Source organism: Pseudomonas sp. Irchel 3H9 (assembly GCF_900187495.1).
Taxonomy (GTDB): Bacteria; Pseudomonadota; Gammaproteobacteria; order Pseudomonadales; family Pseudomonadaceae; genus Aquipseudomonas; species Aquipseudomonas sivasensis.
On record NZ_FYDK01000008.1, the window covers coordinates 223,408 to 245,348 of the forward strand.

At 57.2% G+C, this 21,941-nt stretch carries 17 protein-coding genes and 1 other RNA gene; 11 read left to right on the plus strand and 7 right to left on the minus strand.

From position 1 onward, the window contains the following. Positions 1-813: 813 nt before the first annotated feature. From ssrA to CKW32_RS25000, 4 genes are all read right to left on the minus strand, one after another. Positions 814-1,210, minus strand: a transfer-messenger RNA (tmRNA) gene (gene ssrA, locus CKW32_RS24985). 94 nt (positions 1,211-1,304) lie between these two features. Next, positions 1,305-1,586, minus strand: a complete 282-nt coding sequence (locus tag CKW32_RS24990; protein WP_032884699.1) for a hypothetical protein — start codon at positions 1,584-1,586, stop codon at positions 1,305-1,307. A 136-nt stretch (positions 1,587-1,722) separates the two neighbouring features. Beyond that, the gene (locus tag CKW32_RS24995; protein ID WP_095186250.1) at positions 1,723-4,533 is read right to left on the minus strand and encodes an FAD-binding and (Fe-S)-binding domain-containing protein; all 2,811 of its coding nucleotides are present in this window, start codon (positions 4,531-4,533) and stop codon (positions 1,723-1,725) included. A 106-nt stretch (positions 4,534-4,639) separates the two neighbouring features. After that, a complete protein-coding gene (locus CKW32_RS25000) occupies positions 4,640-6,334 on the minus strand; it encodes a lactate permease LctP family transporter (protein ID WP_032884701.1) in 1,695 nt (564 codons plus the stop codon). Between the two features lie 261 nt (positions 6,335-6,595). Here CKW32_RS25000 and CKW32_RS25005 point away from each other — a divergent pair, with 261 nt between their 5' ends. After that, on the plus strand, positions 6,596-7,363 hold the full coding sequence (locus CKW32_RS25005) for an FCD domain-containing protein (RefSeq protein ID WP_032884703.1): 768 nt from the start codon (positions 6,596-6,598) through the stop codon (positions 7,361-7,363). A 37-nt stretch (positions 7,364-7,400) separates the two neighbouring features. Here CKW32_RS25005 and smpB read toward each other — a convergent pair whose 3' ends face one another. Beyond that, the gene (gene smpB, locus CKW32_RS25010; protein WP_003176160.1) at positions 7,401-7,883 is read right to left on the minus strand and encodes an SsrA-binding protein SmpB; all 483 of its coding nucleotides are present in this window, start codon (positions 7,881-7,883) and stop codon (positions 7,401-7,403) included. Positions 7,884-8,051: 168 nt separating this feature from the next. On the opposite strand from smpB, the gene CKW32_RS25015 reads away from it, so the two are divergent. After that, positions 8,052-8,486 (plus strand): type II toxin-antitoxin system RatA family toxin, encoded by a 435-nt coding sequence (locus CKW32_RS25015; RefSeq protein ID WP_032884705.1) that lies wholly within the window; start codon positions 8,052-8,054, stop codon positions 8,484-8,486. After that, positions 8,479-8,781 carry an RnfH family protein gene (locus CKW32_RS25020; RefSeq protein ID WP_032884706.1) on the plus strand — a complete coding sequence of 101 codons (303 nt, stop codon included), beginning with the start codon at positions 8,479-8,481 and terminating at the stop codon, positions 8,779-8,781. Before CKW32_RS25015 ends, CKW32_RS25020 begins: the two co-directional genes overlap by 8 nt. 63 nt (positions 8,782-8,844) lie before the next feature. Here the strand turns inward: CKW32_RS25020 and CKW32_RS25025 are convergent, their stop codons facing one another. After that, the gene (locus CKW32_RS25025; RefSeq protein ID WP_017528805.1) at positions 8,845-9,372 is read right to left on the minus strand and encodes an outer membrane protein assembly factor BamE; all 528 of its coding nucleotides are present in this window, start codon (positions 9,370-9,372) and stop codon (positions 8,845-8,847) included. 98 nt (positions 9,373-9,470) lie between these two features. Here CKW32_RS25025 and fur point away from each other — a divergent pair, with 98 nt between their 5' ends. Next, positions 9,471-9,875, plus strand: coding sequence for a ferric iron uptake transcriptional regulator (fur, locus tag CKW32_RS25030; RefSeq protein ID WP_003194220.1), 405 nt, complete (start codon positions 9,471-9,473; stop codon positions 9,873-9,875). An 84-nt stretch (positions 9,876-9,959) separates the two neighbouring features. Here the strand turns inward: fur and recN are convergent, their stop codons facing one another. After that, entirely contained in the window at positions 9,960-11,633 is a 1,674-nt protein-coding gene (gene recN / locus CKW32_RS25035; protein WP_032884707.1) for a DNA repair protein RecN, read from the minus strand. A gap of 254 nt (positions 11,634-11,887) precedes the next feature. Between recN and grpE the strand changes: the two genes are divergently transcribed. From grpE to greA, 7 genes are all read left to right on the plus strand, one after another. Continuing rightward, a complete protein-coding gene (gene grpE / locus CKW32_RS25040) occupies positions 11,888-12,448 on the plus strand; it encodes a nucleotide exchange factor GrpE (protein WP_017139264.1) in 561 nt (186 codons plus the stop codon). Between the two features lie 102 nt (positions 12,449-12,550). Continuing rightward, on the plus strand, positions 12,551-14,467 hold the full coding sequence (dnaK, locus tag CKW32_RS25045) for a molecular chaperone DnaK (protein WP_032884708.1): 1,917 nt from the start codon (positions 12,551-12,553) through the stop codon (positions 14,465-14,467). 318 nt (positions 14,468-14,785) lie between these two features. After that, positions 14,786-15,910 carry a molecular chaperone DnaJ gene (gene dnaJ, locus CKW32_RS25050; RefSeq protein ID WP_032884710.1) on the plus strand — a complete coding sequence of 375 codons (1,125 nt, stop codon included), beginning with the start codon at positions 14,786-14,788 and terminating at the stop codon, positions 15,908-15,910. A 10-nt stretch (positions 15,911-15,920) separates the two neighbouring features. After that, entirely contained in the window at positions 15,921-16,727 is an 807-nt protein-coding gene (dapB, locus tag CKW32_RS25055) for a 4-hydroxy-tetrahydrodipicolinate reductase (protein WP_032884711.1), read from the plus strand. A gap of 259 nt (positions 16,728-16,986) precedes the next feature. Then, positions 16,987-18,123: a glutamine-hydrolyzing carbamoyl-phosphate synthase small subunit gene (carA, locus tag CKW32_RS25060; protein WP_032884712.1), complete on the plus strand. Its 1,137-nt coding sequence runs from the start codon at positions 16,987-16,989 to the stop codon at positions 18,121-18,123. Between the two features lie 105 nt (positions 18,124-18,228). Next, entirely contained in the window at positions 18,229-21,450 is a 3,222-nt protein-coding gene (gene carB / locus CKW32_RS25065) for a carbamoyl-phosphate synthase large subunit (RefSeq protein ID WP_032884713.1), read from the plus strand. Next, positions 21,447-21,923 carry a transcription elongation factor GreA gene (gene greA, locus CKW32_RS25070; RefSeq protein WP_032884714.1) on the plus strand — a complete coding sequence of 159 codons (477 nt, stop codon included), beginning with the start codon at positions 21,447-21,449 and terminating at the stop codon, positions 21,921-21,923. The genes carB and greA overlap by 4 nt, the downstream gene beginning before the upstream one ends. Positions 21,924-21,941: the final 18 nt, after the last annotated feature.

The window sequence follows — 21,941 nt, forward strand, 5'->3', positions numbered from 1 at the left end:
AGCGGCCACAAGGCGTATTTTCCAACACCTCCATTGCGTGGAAAGGTCTACCGGCCAGCCCTTTCTTCTCTTAGACAGTCACCCGGTGGTGACTCGGCCCCAGTGCATAGTCAGCGCGTAAATATTGTCAGGGGGCATCACTTGTTGGCTCGGTTGACGGAAGTGACATCACGGATGGTTCGTCCGCCTATGTCCGAAACGGCCGCGATTCAATAAATCGGAGTCGGAGGCAACCGACGGGTGAGATTTAGACCGGGATCCATTAAGAAGGCCGCGCAGCCCTCACTCTCATACCAACTGCAAGGCGTTTGTCCGGTACGGTATGGATGATGAGCGAACCGGTCGCTTTCTATTTACTCGGGGGTACAAAACGACGGCATGTTGACTGACGTTCTTATCCGTCAGGTCGCCGGGAATGTCTTCCGAGGCTTCGAGCCACAACGCCGGGACCACGTCACCGTTGGTGCTTCATACGAAATCCTTTTCACTCGTCCAATCGAAGGTGATTTGGGGGGCTGGCACCGTTTTGTATTGGCCAAAGAGCCAGTTGAGAGAGCGTTGCTTTGGGACGGGTATGGCACCGTCTGATAGGCGTAAAAGATCTACGGGTTTGTGGAATTGTTGTGGAGGGTTAACGGGGGAAAGGCGTAGCTGTGTTCACCGGTACCCGTATGGATCGAATGATCTGTGGGAAATTGAACGCTGCAGCTTGCGGAGTGGGTATTGGGCGGGTGTCGCAAGTGCTGTAATGCTTGAACTCAGTGGATTTCAGGCACAAAAAAAGACGTCCGTGGACGTCTTTAGATGATGAAGTGGTGGAGCCGGGGGGATTTGAACCCCCGTCCGCCAGTACTCCGCTGTCGGTACTACATGCTTAGCCGTGTCTATTAAGTTAACCCTCAGCGACCCGACTGGCAGGGTGCTTTGGGCGAGTTGTGTAAGTTTTAGCCGCTTCGTCCACAACGTACTGCACGGCGATTCTGTTCTATATGACAATCACTTTGGGTTTACAGACATCCCCTTGTGATTGCTGGACCCGAAGGTACCAGAAGCTCAGGTCTAAGGCTGCTTACGCAGCGATAGCGAATTCCTGGCCGTAGTTTTCGTCATTGGCAACTATAAGTAGTTGCAACAGTGGATTTACGAGTTCTGTTACCAACTCGGCATGCACCTAAAGTTTCGCGACCGGCGTCGAATCCTAAACGGCCCCGTGCTTGTAACTCGTTGTTTCATAGTGAGTGACAAGCCTGTGCAGTGTACGCCATACGGTCACCGAAGGCCAACCCGAAGGTTGGCCTTACTGCTTACTTGCCGCCTTTGTTGCTGTTTTGCAGGTCTTGCAGGGTTTTGTTGGTGACTTCGATGCACTGCTTATCATCACCAGACGCGTGAAATGCCTTGGCTTGGGAGACAACCGTGTCGATTTCCCCACTCTTGCCGGTGGTGTCGGTGGCGAGTGTCGCTTTGGCGTTGTTAATTTTGTCTATGTTGATCTGGCACAGGTCTTTTTCACTGTCGGCCGCGAAGACCGGGGACGCCAGCATCGCAGCGGTAACGAACAAGCCAGCAAGAGCGGAACGCTTCATAGGGTATCTCCTTGCGCAAAGGGCTCGACGCTGCTGGCCTTCAAGCGCTGCCAGCGACATCACTGATTGGCCTCGTTCGTCGAGGCCTATTCAAGTGACTACGCTGGCGTGCAGGGGTTCTGTTTTTTTTGCAGGATTATTGGGCGCGGGCCTGGGTGACGCGGTCCACGAGGTACACCAGCCCGTGATAATCAATGCCGCCATGCTGGCTCAAGCCGATTTCGCAGGTGCGGCTGGTGGAGATGCCTTCGCTGCAATATTGCACGGCATCCTTGAGGGTGCGCAGTGAGTGGGCATTGAGTTCTGGCGTGGTGAAGCCTTTGTCGCCGGCAAACCCGCAGCAGTGGATGCCTTCTGGAATCACGACGGTTTTGGCGCAGCGACGGGCTAGGTCGATCAGCGCCTGGCTTTCTCCCAGGTGTTGGGTACTGCAGGTGACGTGTACGGCGATCGGTGCTTCCTGCGGCATGAAATCAAGGCGGTCCATCAGGTGCGTGCGGATAAAGCGTACTGGGTCGTAGAGGTCCAGGCGGGTTTCGCCCAGGTCTTGCACCAAACGAAGTGTGCACGGGCTGGTGTCGCAATAGATCGGATCGAGGCCGCCGCGGCTGGCGTGGAGCAGGGCGCCGATCAACTCCTGGCGCTTGTGCTCTGCCTGTTCGGCATAGCCTTTGGACGCGAACGGCTGGCCGCAGCACAGGCTGTCTTGGTTGTCGGGAAAGACGACCTGGTAGCCAGCCTTTTCCAGCAGGCCCCGGGTTTTGTCGTACAGCGACATCTGCTCTTTATCGCCGGACGCCGGGCCCATGGCGCGTGAGACGCACGCCGCCAGGTAGACCACTCGAGGCCGCTCATCCGTCACAGCCGGGCTGAAACGAATCGCCTTTTCCGGCTGTGGCATAGCGCTGCTCCACTGCGGAATTTGTCCCTTGGACAGCTTGGTCACGGTGGCAGACAGCTTCGCCAGGCGAGGAGCGCCGAGCAGCATGCGAGCACCATTGGCGACATGCAGGGTAAAGCGAGCACCTTGCAGTGCGGTGGCGAAATGGGTGGCGAGCCATTCGGCTGTTTTCGTACGGTCGGCGTCACGACTGCGCAGCTTTTTCACCAAGTCGCCGGTATTGATTCCCACAGGGCAGCGTTGGGCGCATAGCCCGGTGGCTGCGCAGGTGTCGATGCCTTGGTAGTGGTAGGCGGCTTCCAGTTCGGTGGTGTCGACGCCGGCGCGTTTCTTCGCCTGAATGTCGCGCCAGATCACGATGCGCTGGCGTGGGCTCAACGTCAGGCCTTTTGAGGGGCACACAGGCTCGCAGAAGCCGCACTCGATGCACTTATCCACAAGCTCGTCGGCTGCAGGCAGTGGTTTGAGGTGCTTGAGGTGAATCTGCGGGTCGTTGCTGAGCACTACGTCGGGGTTGAGAATGCCGTTGGGGTCGAGCAGGCGCTTGAGCTGCCACATCAGTTGGTAGGCATCGCTGCCCCATTCCAACTCGACGAATGGCGCCATATTGCGTCCGGTACCGTGCTCGGCTTTCAGTGAGCCGCCGAACTCGACGGCCACCAGTTGCGCCACGTCATCCATGAACGCTTGGTAGCGTGTGACTTCTTCGGCGCTGTTGAAGCCTTGGGTGAACACAAAGTGCAGATTGCCTTCCAGGGCGTGTCCGAAAAGGATGGCTTCGTCGTAGTGATGTTTGTCGAACAGTTCGATCAGACGGTTTACGCCGATGGCGAGTTGCTCGACGGGAAAGGTTACGTCTTCGATGATCACCGTGGTGCCGGTTTTGCGCACAGCGCCGACGGCAGGAAAGGTGTCCTTGCGAATCGCCCACAGTCGGGCGTTTTCTACAGGGTCTTCGGTGAAATCGACCTGTTTCTCGACGGGGAAAACGGCCAGGGACGCCATGATCAGCGCCATTTGCTCATGCAGCAAAGAAGGTGATGCCGCGCGGGATTCGATGAGCAGCGCGCAGGCATTTTCCGACAGGTGTTGTACGAAGGCGGGCATGCCGGGTTTGTTCTGGACCGAACGCATGCTGCGTCGATCCAGCAGCTCTACGGCTGAGACCGGCTGGGTTTTCAACACGGTTACTGCGTTGCAGCACGTCTCCACATTGGGGAACACAATCAATGCCGAGGCTTTGTTGGGATGATCGATCACGGTGTCGTAGGTCACTGCGCTGATAAAGCCCAGCGTCCCCTCGGAGCCGACCAGCAGATGGCTAAGAATATCCAGTGGTTCATCGAAATCCACCAGGGCATTGAGTGACAGTCCTGTGGTGTTTTTCAGACGATATTTGTGGCGGATTTTCGCGGCGAGTTCGGCGTTTGCCCGCGTCTCGCGACCCAGTGTCGCCAGGCGTTCAAGCAGCGCGCCGTGCCGCTCACGAAAGGCGCTGACGCTGGCCGCATCTTCGGTGTCCAGGCAACTGCCGTCGGCCAGCACCAGACGAATGCCAGCCAAGGTGTGATAGGTATTTTGCGCGGTGCCGCAGCACATGCCGCTGGCATTGTTGGCGACGATTCCGCCGATCTTGCAGGCATTGATCGATGCGGGATCCGGGCCGATCTTGCGCCCGAACGGCGCCAGCCAGGCGTTGGCCTGGGCACCGATTACGCCGGGTTGCAGGCGGATCTGAGTCCCGTGCCCGCGAATCTCGCGGCCGTTCCAATTGTCTCCCAGCACGATCAGTACGGAGTCGCTGATCGCTTGACCGGACAAACTGGTGCCGGCCGCGCGGAAGGTCACTGGCACGCGCTCACGCTGGGCCAGTTGCAGCAGAGCTACCACTTCACCTTCCGACTCCACGCGGATCACTAGTTGTGGGACCAATCTGTAAAAACTGGCGTCGGTGCCGAATGCGAGGGTGGAAAGTGGATCGTCGAAACGCCGATCTTTTGGGATCAGCTGTGCGACGTCAGCTAAGAAAGCGGCAGGCAGACTCATGGGGCCTCCAGGATCAGCACCCCCAGGGCGCCGTATTGACACGAATGCGCAATGCCGACGCCGAGGTTACCGCCCGGCGTCGGCTATTACCCTATTGCTTGTGGCTTTAGTGCACCAGCATGCCGGTAAACCAGTAGGCCTGAGCCAGCGTGATCAGCCCGACGATTGTGGCGAAGAAGAGGCTGTGCTTGAGGGTGAAGCGGAACAGATCGGATTCCTTGCCCACCAGGCCGGTTGCGGCGCAGGCCACTGCGATCGATTGCGGCGAGATCATTTTGCCGGTGACGCCGCCGCTGGTGTTCGCGGCTACCAATAGGGTGTCGTTGACGCCGATCTGGTGCGCTGTAGTGGCTTGCAGCGAGCTGAACAGGGCGTTGGACGAAGTGTCGGAGCCCGTCAGGAAAACGCCCAGCCAGCCAAGGAACGGCGAGAAGAACGGGAAGGCTGCACCGGTACCAGCCAATACCAGCGCCATGGTCGACGACATGCCGGAGTAGTTGGTGACGAAGGCAAAGGCCAACACCATGCCGATCGACAAGATTGGCCAGCGCAGTTCGTAGAACGTCTCTTTTAAAGTGGTAAGACCAATCTTGATGTTGATCTTCAGTACTAGCATCGAAATCAGTGCGGAGAAGAAAATCGCTGTACCAGTGGCTGAAATTGGGTCCAGCTTGAATACCGCTGGAATGGCAGTCGGGTTGGTCACGATGGGTGCGACCTTGACCACCAGTTGGTCCAGGTGTGGGATCGCGAAGTTGAATACCCAGCTGTACATAGAGCCGCCGGCGGCGAACATCGCCTTGAACGGTTTGAGCGTCCAGATAGTGACCAGCACGGTGAGGATCAGGAATGGCGACCAAGCCTTGAAGATCTGCCCCAGGCTATAAGGCGAGGCGACGGTGCTGCGTGGCAAGCCGAAGCCGCCAACACTGGCGGTAATGGCTACGCCGGAGGTTGCGCCCGCAATCTGCGCGCCTGCGGTGCGCTTGGGTTGCCAGACTTTCAGGAACAGGGTCAGGGAAATCAGGCTGGCCAAAGCCGAGGTGATGTCCGGCAGTTCCGGGCCGATGAAGTTGGACGTGAAGTATTGAGTGATGGCAAAGCTCAAGCCAGCGACCAGCGCAGCCGGCCAGGTTTCGCGCACACCGCGCAGGCCATCCATCATAAATACCAGCCAAAACGGCACGAACAGCGACAACAAGGGCAACTGGCGTCCGGTCATGGCGCCGATCTTGAAGGCATCGATACCGGTCACTTGCCCGGCAACGATGATCGGAATCCCCAGGGCGCCAAAGGCAACGGGCGCGGTGTTGGCAATCAGGCACAAGCCGGCTGCGTACAGCGGGTTGAACCCCAGGCCTACCAGCAATGCGGCGGTAATTGCCACGGGGGCACCGAAACCGGCAGCGCCTTCCAGGAACGCGCCAAAGCAGAAACCGATCAGCAGCACCTGTAAGCGTTGGTCATCGGTGATCGACAGCACCGAGCTGCGGATGATCTCGAACTGGCCACTCTTGACCGTTAGTTTGTAGAGAAACACCGCCGCGACAATGATCCAGGCAATAGGCCAAAGACCGTAGGCGAAGCCGTAGCCAGCAGCGGCCAGCGCCATATCTACTGGCATCTGGAAGGCAAAGATTGCCACCAGTATCGACAGCGCCAACGTGATGCTGCCGGCCACGTGGCCTTTGAGGCGAAACACGGCCAGGGCCAGGAAGAAAAATACGATCGGAATAACGGCGGCCAATGCGGACAGGCCGAGGCTGCCGAGCGGGCTGTAAAGCTGTTGCCAGGTTTGCATATGGGGTGGCCCCTAATTGTTGTTGGTCAGGCACTTTTTAGTCGATCTGGATAATTGGTATTACCAATTTACAATCGCTGGAGGGTAGGTTAAAAGCCTTCAGGGGATGTGTCAATTTGCCGCTCGCGAAACTTTGGTCGTAGGTCATTGGGTAAGACCATCTGATCGGTTGAATCGAAGCTGTTCTGATAGGTGCTGGAAGGGCGGCGATAGGCCAGAATAGAGGGCCCGGCGAGTGGTCGGGATGGTGGAGAGTGAGTTATGGGGTTTGATCAGGTGCGTCAGCGCCGTTTGTCTGACGATATTGTCGAGCAGCTTGAGGGGATGATCCTTGAGGGCACGCTGAAGTCGGGTGAGCGCTTGCCGGCTGAGCGCGCTTTGGCTGAGCGGTTTGGCGTGTCGCGTCCGTCGCTGCGGGAGGCCATTCAGAAACTGGCGGCCAAGGGGTTGTTGGTGAGTCGGCAGGGCGGAGGCAATTATGTTGCCGAGTCACTGGGCTCGACGTTCAGTGATCCGTTGCTACACCTGTTGGAAAACAACCCCGAGGCGCAGCGTGACCTGCTGGAGTTCCGCCAGACCCTCGAAGCATCCTGTGCTTACTACGCTGCGTTGCGTGCCACCGAGGTCGATCGCGAGCGGCTGACCGCTGCATTCGAGGCGCTGCAGGATTGCTATGGCCGCGTTGATGAAGTGAGTCGGGTCGAGGAGGGTGCTGCGGATGCAAGATTTCATCTGGCCATTGCGGAGGCCAGTCATAACGCCGTGTTGCTGCACACCATTCGCGGCCTGTTCGACCTGCTCAAGCGTAACGTGGTGACCAATATTGGCGGCATGTATCAGCAGCGTACGGAAACTCGCGACATGCTGATCAGTCAGCATCGGGAGTTGTACCTGGCAATTATTGAGGGGCGGGCAGAGCAGGCGCGAGAAGTCTCAACGCGTCATTTGGAATACGTGCAGGAAGTGTTGGCGGAAGTGCGTCAGGAGGTTCAGCGCGTGGCGCGAGCGGAGCGGCGTAAAGGGATGTAGCCGGGGGATTTATTCCGAGGCTACATCGTCACAAGGGTTACTCTTCCTTGCCCTTGTTGCGCACAGCGCGATGCAGTTCCCGGTTGGAATCGCGTTCGCGCTCGGTATCACGCTTGTCGTATTCCTTCTTGCCCTTGCCCAGTGCGATCTCGCACTTGACCAGATGCTTGCTCCAGTACCAGGACAGGCAGATGCAGGCGTAGCCTTTCTGCTGCACGGCAGCGGCGAGCTTTTCCAGTTCGCGTGCGTTGAGCAATAGTTTGCGCGTGCGCACCGGGTCGGCAATTACGTGGGTGCTCGCAGTGGTCAACGGGGTGATATGACTGCCCAGCAGCCATGCCTCGCCATCCTTGAGCAATACGTAGCTGTCGACCAGTTGCAGCTTGCTGGCACGCAGACTTTTTACTTCCCAGCCGGCCAGGACCAGACCAGCCTCGAACCGATGTTCGATGAAGTAATCGTGTCGCGCCTTTTTATTTTGCGCGATGGTCCCTGTGGGGTGTTTCTTTTGTTTAGCCATAGGGGCGGCATTATAGGGAGTTGCGAGCGTGTCGGCTACGGTCAACCTACGTGCTTGAGCGTGTTGGTCGAATCCCGGACAATGCTGGCAGTTCTTTGCTTTTTTTCTCTCGCGGAACGAGCTGTTCTTTCGCGATGTTTGCCGCTCAGCTGTGGAAATAACGCGCACATGACGACGCATATTCAACGTTCGGCCCTGCTGCCCTATCCGGCGCAGGCGCTCTATGACCTGGTCAACGACGTGGCGCGTTACCCGGAATTCCTGCCTTGGTGTTCAACGGCTGAGGTGCTTGAAAGCACTGATGAGCACATGGTCGCCAGTGTCGGTGTGGCGAAAGGTGGGCTGGGCCAGCACTTTGTCACGCGCAATGTGTTGGTGCCGGGCAAGTCCATTGAAATGAATCTGCAGGAAGGCCCTTTTACCCAGTTACACGGTATCTGGGTATTCAAGGCGCTGACCGACAAGGCCTGCAAGATCAGCTTGGACCTGTCGTTTGATTACGCTGGCCCGCTTGTGCGGGCGACATTGGGGCCATTGTTCAATCAGGCGGCCAATACGCTGGTAGATGCGTTCTGTCAGCGGGCCAAGCAACTGCATGGTTGAGATTGAGGTGGTATACGCTGCCCTAGATCAGCAGGTCTTGCTGGCGGTAACGGTGGCTTCGGGTACCAGTCTGCGAGGGGCGGTACAGGCGTCAGGAATTGCAGTGCGGTTTCCCGAGTTGGATCTGGCTGATTGTCCTTTGGGGATATTCGGTAAGGTTGTCGCGGACGCTGAAGCGCGCGTTGTGCAATCGGGTGATCGCATTGAGATCTATCGCCCTTTGCTCGTCGACCCTAAAGAGGTGCGAAGGCTGCGTGCCGCCAAGGCGGCGTTGATCAAGCAGCAGAACTCATAAGATTGCTAATCATCAGGCAACAAAAAGCCCGGCATGCCGGGCTTTTTTGTAGGTGCCGCAATGTTACTGCGGGCTGGTGTCCAGTGGCTGAGGCGTCGGTACCGGAACGGTTTCCACTCCGTCGACGTCCTTCTGGATCTTGTCGAGCAACGAGCCTGGCTTCGCTGGCACTTCGGATTTCGGCTTCTCGCTTTCCTGCGCAGGTGCAGTCACGTTGGTGCCGTTGTCTTTACCTAGCAGGGCTTCATCTCGGCTTACGCCAGGCATGAAGTCACCCGACAGGCTGACAAGCTGGTCATTGCCATTGAAAATGACGCTGACACGTTCCTGTTGGCGTTCACCGCCACCAGGCTGCAGGCTGTAGAGATAATCCCAGCGATCGGCGTGGAAAGTGTCGGTCAGCAGGGGGTTGCCCATAATAAACCGTACTTGCCGTCGGGTCATTCCCGGGCGTAACTGGTCTATCATGTCCTGCGTGACGACATTGCCCTGCTGGATGTCGATTTTGTAAACCCCGGGGAATGAACAACCGGCGAGTGCGAGCAGTCCCACAAAGGTGAAACTGGTTAGCAAGAGCTTGGTGTTTTGCATCGGTGGGCGACTTCCACTATCTTGGCTGGGACAACGTAAACGCCGATCATACCCGTATTAAGAGAAGCTGCGAAGCAGCATCCGCGAGAAAGCTAACCATGGTTGAAAATAGCGAACTACGCAAAGCCGGTCTTAAAGTGACTCTGCCACGAGTCAAGATTCTACAAATGCTCGATTCTGCTGAGCAGCGCCACATGAGTGCCGAGGATGTTTACAAGGCGCTGATGGAGTCTAACGAGGACGTCGGCCTGGCCACGGTTTACCGTGTACTGACCCAGTTTGAAGCCGCAGGGCTGGTGGTTCGTCATAATTTCGACGGCGGTCATGCAGTGTTCGAATTGGCCGACGGTGGTCATCATGACCATATGGTTGACCTGGATACCAATGAGGTTATCGAGTTCACTAGCCCAGAGATCGAAGCGCTGCAGCATAAGATTGCTGAGGAGCATGGCTTCGATTTGGTTGACCACAATCTCGTGTTGTACATCCGTAAGAAAAAGTAAAAATCGATGCAGATTCGCTCTGCAAAACGATTGAAGGCGACCCTAGGGTCGCCTTCGTGCTTTCTACATAAGGAAAAGTCTTGGTCAGGCCTTGGTGGTTACGACCATCTTCTTAGCGTGTGCTAAAGACTCTTTAGTCAGGTCGATACCCCCGAGCATTCGGGCCACTTCTTCAACGCGTTCCGACTTGCTCAACTTAGATACTGCTGTGTGTGTCGCATCGCTTCCTCTTACCTTGTGCACAAATAAGTGTTGATGCCCCTGGGCTGCTACTTGTGGCAAGTGAGTGACCGTCAGTACCTGCCCTCGATCTCCCAGGCGACGCAGCAACTGGCCAACAATCTCCGCGGTAGGGCCGCCGATGCCTACGTCAACCTCATCGAACACGAGCGTAGGTACCCGGGATGTTTGCGCAGTAATCACCTGGATCGCCAGGCTGATACGCGACAGCTCGCCACCGGACGCCACTTTTGCAAGCGCCTTGAGCGGCTGCCCTGGGTTGGCGCTGACCAATAGCTCAACCTGCTCCAGGCCGTGTGGCTGCAACTCAGTAGTGGTGTTGGCGCGCAATTCAATGGTGAAGCGCCCGCCCGGCATCCCCAGGCGCTGGATTTCCTGCTCAACGGCATCTGCCAGACTGCTGGCGGCCTGTTGGCGCAGCTCGCTCAGTTCGCGGGCCTTTTCCTGGTAATGGCGGGCAAAAGAGCCGAGCTCTTCGCCTAGTCGCTCGATGGATTCGTCATTCGCGTTCAGCGTCTCGATTTCATCCAGCAGCTTTTGCTGCATGGTTGCTACTTCAGTGGGTTGGATTCGATGTTTGCGCGCCAGGGTGTAGATGGTGTCAAGACGCTCTTCTATTTCCTGCAGGCGCGCCGGGTCGGCGTCGAAATGATCCAGGAAGCGGTTGAGCTCGCCCACGGCTTCTTCTACTTGGATTTGCGCACTGGTCAGTAGGGTTGTGGCTTCACTCAATGAGCCCGAAGCGCTGTTAACGCTGGACAATCTGTTTAGGCTCGCCGTGAGCGCATTGAGCACGTTGCCGGAGTCGCTCTCGCTGCACTGCTCAACCACTTGGCGGCAGATACCCAGCAGGGTTTCGGCGTTGGTGAGGTTCTTGTGTTCCTGCTCCAGTTGTTCGAGCTCAGTTTCTCCAAGACCCAGGCTTTCCAGTTCTTCAAGTTGATAGCTGAGCAGTTGGTGGCGAGCGCGCTGCTCGTCGCCGGAGTTGGACAGTCGTTCCAGCTCCTGGCGAGTCTGGCGCCAGCGCTGAGCAGCCAGTTGTACTTGCCGGGCAAGGTCGGTGGCGCCGGCGTATTCGTCGAGCAGGCGGCGGTGGGTATCGGTTTTGAGCAGGGACTGGTGCTCATGCTGGCTATGAATGTCTATCAGCAGTTCACCCAGGGCTTTCAAGTCGCCGAGGGGGCAGGGCGTTCCATTGATATAGCCGCGCGAGCGTCCTTCGGCAGTGATGACGCGGCGCAGGATACATGGGCCGTCATTATTGAGGTCGCGCTCGGCTAGCCAGACTTCGGCTTCGGGGATATCGGCGAGGTCGAAGGTGGCCAGGATGTCGGCCTTGTCCGCCCCTGGGCGCACTACGCCACTATCGGCTCGGTCGCCCAGGGTCAGGCCCAATGCGTCGAGCATGATCGATTTGCCGGCGCCGGTTTCGCCTGTGATTACGCTCATCCCGCGATCCAGTTCGAGATCCAGATGTTCAACGATGGCGTAGTTATGTACGGACAGGTGCACGAGCATGAAGGCCGCTCCCAGGCTTTAGGTCTGGTTATTTATACAGTGTTTTGTTTGGGGCTGACAATCCTGATGCTTAGCTCGATTTGCTCGGTCCGGCAGGTTTTTTAGCGCAAAGAAGAATGTTGGTGCGGGAATTGATCTATGGCAAGCGAAAGACTTTTGGTAACGCCTGCGCCCTTGAACCTTGAAATTGTGGCCCCATATACCGGAGCAGAAGCGCGAGTTGAGTTCGCGCATGATTTTGAAAGGAGAAATCTATGGCTGACGAACAGACGCAGGATACGCAAACTCCAGATGCCAATTCGGCTGCCGGTGATGAGCTGGCAACTCGTGTGCAAGTGCTCGAAGAGCAGTTGGCCGCTGCGCAGGATCAGTCGTTGCGTGTTGCCGCCGATCTGCAGAACGTCCGCCGCCGTGCCGAGCAGGATGTAGAAAAGGCTCACAAATTCGCGCTGGAAAAATTCGCCAATGACTTGCTGCCGATCATCGACAGCCTGGAGCGTGGTCTTGAATTGTCTAATCCGGATGACGAAAACATCCGCCCGATGCGCGAAGGTATTGAGCTGACCTTGAAAATGTTTCAGGACACTCTGAAGCGTTATCAGCTTGAAGCCATCGATCCGCAAGGCGGCGAACCGTTCAATGCTGAGCATCACCAGGCTATGGCCATGCAGGAAAGCCATGATCTGGAACCTAATAGTGTGTTGAAAGTGTTCCAGAAGGGTTATCAGCTCAACGGCCGTCTGCTGCGTCCGGCAATGGTAGTGGTGAGCAAGGCTCCTGCACCGGTTGCACCTTCTATTGATGAGCAGGCTTGAAATCCGCCGCAAGGCCCCCATCTATAAGTCAAGCGTTTAAGTGCTACCGCAGTTAGCCACCACTGCTGCGGCAACCAAATTCAAGTTTCGGGAGAGTAAATCATGGGCAAAATTATCGGTATTGACCTGGGGACCACCAACTCCTGCGTCTCCGTGCTGGAAAACGGCGTAGCAAAAGTAATCGAAAACGCCGAAGGCGCGCGTACCACGCCGTCGATCATTGCTTACGCCAACGACGGTGAAATCCTGGTTGGTCAGTCGGCCAAGCGTCAGGCAGTGACTAACCCGCATAACACGCTGTACGCGGTAAAGCGTCTGATTGGTCGTAAGTTCGACGAAGAAGTCGTACAGAAAGACATCAAGATGGTTCCGTACAAAATCGCCAAGGCTGACAACGGTGACGCCTGGGTTGAAGTAAACGGCCAGAAAATGTCGCCGCCACAGATCTCGGCTGAAATCTTGAAAAAGATGAAGAAGACTGCCGAAGATTACTTGGGTGAGACAGTGACTGAAGCGGTGATCACTGTTCCGGCCTACTTCAACGACAGCCAGCGCCAGGCGACCAAAGACGCCGGCCGCATCGCGGGTCTGGACGTAAAACGTATCATCAACGAACCAACCGCAGCTGCTCTGGCTTACGGTATGGACAAGGCCAAAGGCGACCACACTGTGATCGTTTATGACCTGGGTGGCGGTACCTTTGACGTCTCCGTGATCGAAATTGCTGAAGTGGACGGCGAACACCAGTTCGAAGTGTTGGCTACTAACGGCGACACTTTCCTGGGTGGTGAGGACTTTGACATTCGTCTGATCGACTACCTCGTTGACGAATTCAAGAAAGAAAGCGGCATGAACCTCAAAGGTGACCCGCTGGCGATGCAGCGCCTTAAAGAAGCCGCTGAAAAAGCCAAAATTGAGCTGTCTTCCGCTCAGTCGACCGACGTTAACCTGCCGTACATCACGGCAGACGCTACCGGTCCTAAGCACTTGAACGTGAAGATCTCTCGCGCCAAGTTGGAAGCGCTGGTTGAAGACCTGGTTCAGCGCACTATCGAGCCTTGCCGCATCGCGCTGAAGGACTCCGGTATCGACGTTGGTGCTATCAACGACGTAATCCTGGTGGGCGGTCAGACCCGTATGCCACTGGTTCAGAAGTTGGTTACCGAGTTCTTCGGCAAAGAAGCACGTAAAGACGTAAACCCGGACGAAGCGGTTGCCATGGGTGCTGCCATCCAGGGCGCGGTATTGGCCGGTGATGTGAAAGACGTGCTGCTGTTGGACGTTAGTCCGCTGACCCTCGGTATCGAAACCATGGGTGGCGTGATGACTGCGCTGATCGAGAAAAACACTACGATTCCTACCAAGAAATCCCAAGTGTTCTCGACTGCCGATGACAACCAGGGTGCTGTGACCATTCACGTGCTGCAGGGTGAGCGTAAACAGGCTGCTCAGAACAAGTCCTTGGGCAAGTTCGATCTGGCTGAGATTCCACCAGCACCACGTGGCGTGCCACAAATTGAAGTGACCTTCGACATCGACGCCAACGGCATCCTGCACGTCGGCGCGAAAGACAAGGCTACCGGCAAAGAGCAGAAGATCACCATCAAGGCCAACTCCGGTCTGTCTGATGAAGAAATTCAACAGATGATTCGTGATGCTGAAGCCAATGCTGATGCGGATGCCAAGTTCGCGGAACTGGCTGGTGCTCGTAACCAGGGTGACGCACTGGTTCACTCGACGCGCAAAATGATCGCTGATGCTGGCGAGAAAGTGACCGCCGAAGAGAAGGCCGCAATTGAAGCCGCTGTAGTTGCGCTGGAAGCCGCTGTAAAAGGTGACGACAAGGCGGCTATCGATGCCAAGGTTGAGGAGCTGTCGAAAGTCTCCGCGCCAGTTGCTCAGAAGATGTACGCCGAACAAGGTCAGCCTGCTGACGCTGCTGCGCAACAGGCAGAGCCTGAAGCCAAGCACGACGACGTTGTCGATGCTGAGTTCGAAGAAGTTAAAGAGACCAAGTAAGTTGGTCGCCCGGTTGACCGCTATCAAGCGGTGACTGGTAGGATGTCGCCGCGCGGGAGCTTGCTCCCGCGTTGGCGTGTCTGGGGTATGTGAATTTTTACAGCATGCGACAACGCTCGGATGCTGGCGGTGTGATCGGGAATGCTCCTGCTTTCCGATCAATAAATACCGCGTTTTTGGCCGGGTCCCTGGCTAAAAAGTAGTAATGACCAGGATCGTTGAATTGACGTGAGTTGGGTCCGGGCCTGTATTGGGGCTCAACGAGTTTAGTCGGGCTCAGGAGGGTCTGGCTGAACGTCCTTAAGAGTGCAAAGACTTATGGCAAAGCGTGACTATTACGAAGTATTGGGTGTGGAGCGCGGCTCCAGCGAGGCGGACCTGAAAAAGGCTTACCGTCGCTTGGCGATGAAGCACCACCCGGACCGTAATCCGGATAGCAAAGAATCCGAAGAAATGTTCAAAGAGGCCAATGAGGCCTACGAATGTCTGTCTGATCCCAACAAGCGTGCAGCCTACGACCAGTATGGTCATGCGGGTGTCGACCCAAGTATGGGTGGTGGCGGTGCTGGTTTTGGTGGTCAGAACTTCTCCGATATTTTCGGTGACGTATTCAGTGACTTCTTCGGCGGTGGCCGGGGTGGTCAGCGTGGTGGCGCCCAGCGTGGTAGCGACTTGCGTTACACCCTGGAACTGAACCTGGAAGAGGCCGTGCGCGGCACCAGCGTCAATATTCGCGTACCGACGTTGGTTAACTGCAAGCCGTGCGATGGTTCGGGGGCTAAGAAAGGCTCTTCGCCGATTACCTGCCCAACCTGCGGCGGTATCGGCCAGGTTCGTATGCAGCAGGGCTTCTTCTCGGTGCAGCAGACCTGCCCGCGCTGCCATGGCCAAGGCAAGATCATTTCCGATCCGTGTGATTCGTGTCACGGTGAGGGGCGCGTCGAAGAGTACAAGACCCTCTCGGTGAAAGTGCCGGCTGGTGTTGATACTGGTGATCGTATTCGCCTTTCTGGCGAGGGCGAGGCCGGGACGCAGGGTGGACCAACGGGTGACTTGTACGTGGTGATCAATGTGCGCGAGCACTCGATCTTCCAGCGCGATGGTAAGCATCTGTTCTGCGAAGTGCCGATCAGCTTTGTCGATGCGGCCTTGGGTGGCGAGTTGGAGATTCCGACCCTTGATGGTCGAGTCAAGCTCAAGATTCCTGAGGGGACGCAGACCGGTAAACAGTTCCGCATCCGTGGCAAGGGCGTAGCGCCGGTGCGCGGTGGCGGTGCTGGCGACCTGATGTGTCGTGTGGCGGTGGAAACTCCCGTCAATCTGGGGCGCCGTCAGCGTGAACTGCTTGAAGAGTTCCGCAGTTCGTTGGAGGGCGATGACACCCATTCGCCGAAAACCACTGGCTTCTTCGAAGGCGTGAAGCGCTTCTTCGGCGACCTGTAAGGAAGTGAGTATGCGACGTATAGCCGTAATGGGCGCTGCCGGGCGCATGGGCAAGACGCTGGTCGAAGCAGTGCAGCAGCGTTCGCCGGCCTCTGGGCTGACGGCGGCGATTGTTCGACCTGGCAGCACGTTGATTGGTGCGGATGCGGGTGAGTTGGCTTCGCTGGGGCGTATCGGTGTGTCGTTGTCCGGCAACCTGGAGCAGGTGGCTGACGAATTCGACGTGCTGATCGATTTCACGCTGCCGGAAGTGATGCTGAAAAATCTCGCATTCTGCCGTAAGGCGGGCAAGGCGATGGTGATCGGTACCACGGGTTTGACTGCCGAGCAGAAGCAGTTGTTGGTGGAGGCAGGCAAGGATATTCCTGTCGTCTTCGCTGCCAACTTCAGTGTTGGCGTGAACCTGTCGCTCAAGTTGCTGGATATGGCGGCGCGCGTGTTGGGTGATGAGGCGGATATCGAGATTATCGAAACGCATCACCGTCACAAGATCGATGCGCCGTCGGGCACAGCGCTACGCATGGGCGAAGCTATTGCTGATGCGCTGGGGCGTGACCTGTCTAAAGTGGCCGTTTACGGTCGTGAAGGCCATACCGGTGCGCGAGCGCGTGACACCATTGGCTTTGCGACCGTTCGCGGTGGTGATGTTGTGGGTGACCACACCGTGCTGTTCGCTACCGAGGGCGAGCGCCTGGAAATCACACACAAGGCTTCCAGTCGCATGACATTCGCCAAGGGGGCGGTGCGTGCTGCGCTTTGGTTGGAAGGTCGTGAAGCAGGCCTGTACGACATGCGCGATGTGCTGGATCTTCACTAATCAGTAGCTAAAACGGGGTCTCAGGATTATCCTAAGGCCCCGTTTTTACCCGCTAAGCGACGTCCTGTCGCATTCTCCTGCCTTTAAGGCTCATTAGCGGTGGACCAAAAAAGCCTTTTTCTGTAAGCTACAGCTTTAGTGTGTCCACTAAAAGCGCGCAGAATAATTCAGTGAAGAAGCGGGGTGACGTGTCCATACGTCACTCCGCTTTTTTACAACCTGCGATCGCCCTTTCAGGCTTTATTTACGGGAGGTCTTCTTGACTAAGCCAGCCATACTCGCCCTTGCTGATGGCAGCATTTTTCGCGGCGAAGCCATTGGAGCCGACGGTCAAACCGTTGGAGAGGTGGTGTTTAACACCGCCATGACCGGCTATCAGGAAATCCTTACCGATCCTTCCTACGCCCAGCAAATCGTTACCCTGACCTATCCGCACATCGGCAATACCGGTACCACACCGGAAGACGTCGAGTCTGATCGTGTATGGTCGGCCGGCCTGGTCATTCGTGACCTGCCACTGGTTGCGAGCAACTGGCGTAACACGATGTCGCTGTCCGATTACCTGAAAGCCAATAACGTCGTGGCGATCGCCGGTATCGATACGCGTCGCCTCACACGCATCCTGCGTGAAAAAGGCTCGCAGAATGGCTGCATCATGGTCGGTGACAATATTTCCGAAGAAGCGGCGATTGCCGCGGCGCAAGGCTTCCCAGGCCTGAAAGGCATGGACCTGGCGAAAGTCGTCAGCACCAAGGAGCAGTACGAGTGGCGCTCTACGGTCTGGGACTTGAAGACCGATAGCCACGAGACCATCGACGCGGCTGACCTGCCTTATCACGTGGTCGCTTACGACTACGGCGTTAAATACAACATCCTGCGCATGCTGGTTGAGCGCGGTTGCCGCGTGACCGTTGTTCCTGCGCAAACCCCGGCCAGCGATGTTCTGGCCCTGCAACCGGACGGTGTGTTCCTGTCCAACGGCCCGGGTGACCCGGAGCCTTGCGACTATGCCATCCAGGCCATCAAGGAAGTGCTGGAAACCGAGATTCCGGTATTCGGTATCTGCCTGGGCCACCAGCTGTTGGCGTTGGCCTCCGGTGCCAAGACTCTGAAAATGGGTCATGGCCATCACGGTGCCAACCACCCTGTGCAGGACTTGGATACAGGCGTTGTGATGATCACCAGTCAGAACCACGGGTTTGCGGTGGATGAAGCGACCTTGCCGGGCAACGTCCGGGCAATTCACAAGTCGCTGTTCGACGGTTCCCTTCAAGGCATCGAACGCACCGACAAAAGCGCGTTCAGCTTCCAGGGCCACCCTGAAGCCAGCCCGGGCCCGAACGACGTAGCGCCGCTGTTCGACCGTTTCATTAATGAGATGGCCAAGCGACGCTGACTGAGCGGCCTGCGGGCGGCCCCGAAACCCGGTGGCCCCCGCAGGTTCTTCAAAGATTGTTCAAGACGGCTTGCCGATTGACCTGCGGATTTGAGTGACAAACCCATGCCAAAACGTACAGACATAAAAAGCATCCTGATTCTCGGCGCTGGCCCGATCGTAATCGGCCAGGCTTGCGAATTCGACTACTCCGGCGCCCAGGCTTGCAAGGCCCTGCGCGAAGAGGGCTACCGCGTCATCCTGGTGAACTCCAACCCGGCCACGATCATGACCGACCCGGACATGGCTGACGCTACCTACATCGAGCCGATCAAATGGCAAACCGTTGCCAAGATCATCGAGAAGGAGCGTCCGGACGCCCTGTTGCCAACCATGGGTGGCCAGACCGCTCTGAACTGTGCCCTGGACCTGGAGCGCGAAGGCGTCCTGGAAAAATTCGGCGTAGAGATGATCGGCGCCAATGCCGACACCATCGACAAGGCTGAAGACCGTTCGCGTTTCGACAAGGCCATGAAATCCATCGGCCTGGCGTGCCCGCGTTCCGGCATCGCCCACAGTATGGAAGAGGCCTATGCGGTTCTGGAAACCCTCGGTTTCCCGTGCATCATTCGTCCGTCCTTTACCATGGGCGGCACCGGTGGCGGCATCGCCTACAACCGTGAAGAGTTCGAAGAAATCTGCGCCCGTGGTCTGGACCTGTCTCCGACCAAAGAGCTGCTGATCGACGAATCCCTGATCGGCTGGAAAGAATATGAGATGGAGGTTGTCCGCGATAAGAAGGACAACTGCATCATCGTCTGCTCCATCGAAAACTTCGATCCGATGGGCGTGCACACCGGTGACTCGATCACTGTTGCTCCTGCACAAACCCTGACGGACAAGGAATATCAGATCCTGCGTAATGCCTCCCTGGCGGTATTGCGTGAGATCGGTGTGGAAACCGGCGGCTCCAACGTCCAGTTCGGCATCTGCCCGGACACCGGTCGTATGGTCGTGATCGAGATGAACCCGCGTGTTTCCCGTTCGTCGGCCCTTGCCTCTAAAGCTACCGGCTTCCCGATTGCGAAGGTCGCGGCCAAGCTGGCTGTAGGTTACACCCTGGACGAGTTGTCGAACGACATCACCGGCGGCAAGACCCCTGCGTCCTTCGAACCGTCCATCGACTACGTAGTGACCAAGCTTCCACGTTTTGCCTTTGAGAAATTCGCCAAGGCTGACGCGCGTCTGACCACTCAGATGAAGTCGGTCGGCGAAGTTATGGCCATCGGCCGTACGTTCCAGGAGTCGTTGCAGAAAGCTCTGCGTGGTCTGGAAGTGGGGGTTTGCGGCCTCGACGAGAAGCTCGACCTGAGCAACCCGGAAAGCATGAGCGTGCTCAAGCGTGAGCTGACTGTGCCGGGCGCCGAGCGTATCTGGTACGTCGCTGACGCCTTCCGTGCCGGTATGACTGTCGAAGACATCTTCGGCATGAACATGATCGACCCATGGTTCTTGGTACAGATCGAAGATCTGATCAAGGAAGAAGAGAAGGTCAAGACCCTGGGGCTGGCTAGCATCGACCGCGACATGATGTTCCGCCTCAAGCGCAAAGGCTTCTCCGATCAGCGCCTGGCCAAACTGCTGGGTGTGACCGAGAAGAACCTGCGCACGCATCGCCATAAGTTGGACATCTTCCCGGTCTACAAGCGCGTTGATACCTGTGCGGCCGAGTTCTCCACCGATACCGCGTACCTTTACTCCACCTACGAGGAAGAGTGCGAGGCTGCGCCGTCGGGTCGTGACAAGATCATGATCCTGGGCGGCGGTCCTAACCGTATCGGCCAAGGCATCGAGTTCGACTACTGCTGTGTGCACGCTGCGCTCGCTCTGCGCGCCGACGGGTACGAGACCATCATGGTCAACTGCAACCCGGAAACTGTTTCCACCGACTACGACACCTCTGATCGGCTGTACTTCGAGCCAGTGACACTGGAAGACGTGCTGGAAATCGTGCGCGTTGAGAAGCCGAAAGGCGTGATCGTGCAGTATGGCGGCCAAACCCCGCTTAAACTGGCGCGTGCGCTTGAGGCTGCTGGAGTGCCGATTATCGGTACCAGCCCGGACGCTATCGACCGCGCTGAAGACCGTGAACGCTTCCAGCAAATGGTTGAGCGCCTTAACCTGCGTCAGCCGCCAAACGCTACCGTGCGCAGCGAAGATGAAGCCATCCGTGCAGCCAGCAAGATCGGCTATCCGCTGGTGGTGCGTCCTTCCTATGTGTTGGGCGGTCGGGCGATGGAAATCGTCTACGAAGAGGACGAGCTCAAGCGTTACTTGCGTGATGCGGTGAAAGTGTCCAATGACAGCCCGGTGCTGCTGGACCACTTCCTCAACTGCGCCATCGAAATGGACGTGGATGCGGTTTGTGACGGCACCGACGTGGTGATCGGCGCGATCATGCAGCACATCGAGCAGGCAGGCGTTCACTCCGGTGACTCCGCATGCTCGCTGCCGCCATATTCGTTGCCGCTGCACATCCAAGATGAGATGCGCGAGCAGGTCAAGAAAATGGCCCTTGAGTTGGGTGTTGTCGGCCTGATGAACGTTCAGTTGGCGCTGCAAGGCGAAGACATCTACGTCATTGAGGTTAACCCACGTGCTTCGCGTACCGTACCGTTTGTATCCAAGTGCATCGGTGTGTCCCTGGCCATGATCGCTGCCCGTGTGATGGCTGGTAAGACCCTGAAGGAAATCGGCTTCACCAAGGAAATCATTCCGAACTTCTACAGCGTGAAAGAGGCGGTGTTCCCATTCGCCAAATTCCCTGGTGTGGACCCAATCCTAGGCCCAGAGATGAAGTCCACCGGTGAAGTGATGGGCGTGGGCGATACCTTCGGTGAAGCATTTGCCAAAGCTCAGATGGGCGCCAGCGAAGTGCTACCGACCGGCGGAACTGCGTTTATCAGTGTGCGTGATGACGACAAGCCACTAGTTGCGGGCGTTGCCCGTGATCTGATCAGCTTGGGCTTTGAAGTAGTTGCCACAGCAGGTACCGCCAAGCTGATCGAAGCGGCAGGCCTGAAGGTGCGACGCGTAAACAAGGTGACGGAAGGCCGTCCGCACGTGGTCGACATGATCAAGAATGACGAAGTTACTCTGATCATCAACACCACCGAAGGTCGTCAGTCGATCGCGGATTCCTACTCTATTCGCCGTAATGCCTTGCAGCACAAGATCTACTGCACCACCACCATTGCTGCTGGCGAAGCTATCTGTGAAGCGCTCAAGTTCGGTCCGGAAAAGACCGTGCGCCGCTTGCAGGATCTACACGCAGGATTGAAGGCATGATCAAATACCCAATGACCGTCCAGGGCGCAAAGGCCCTGGAAGAGGAGCACGCCCATCTGACCAAGGTCGTACGTCCTAAGTTAAGCCAGGACATCGGTACGGCCCGCGAGCTGGGGGACTTGAAGGAAAACGCTGAATACCACGCTGCTCGCGAGCAGCAAGGTATGGTCGAGGCGCGGATCCGTGACATCGAAGGGCGCATGCAGAATGCGGTCATCATCGATGTCACGACCATTCCGAAAACCGGCAAGGTGATTTTCGGCACGACCGTGGAAATCGCTAACGTCGAGACGGACGAAAGCGTGGTCTATCACATCGTTGGCGAAGACGAAGCTGATTTCAAACTCGGCAAGATCTCTGTCGGTTCGCCGCTGGCCCGCGCCTTGATTGCCAAGGAAGAGGGTGATGTGGTCGCTGTAAAAACACCTGGTGGCGTGATCGAGTACGAGATTGTTGAAGTTCGTCACGTCTGAAAGGCGGCGCCCGCTTCG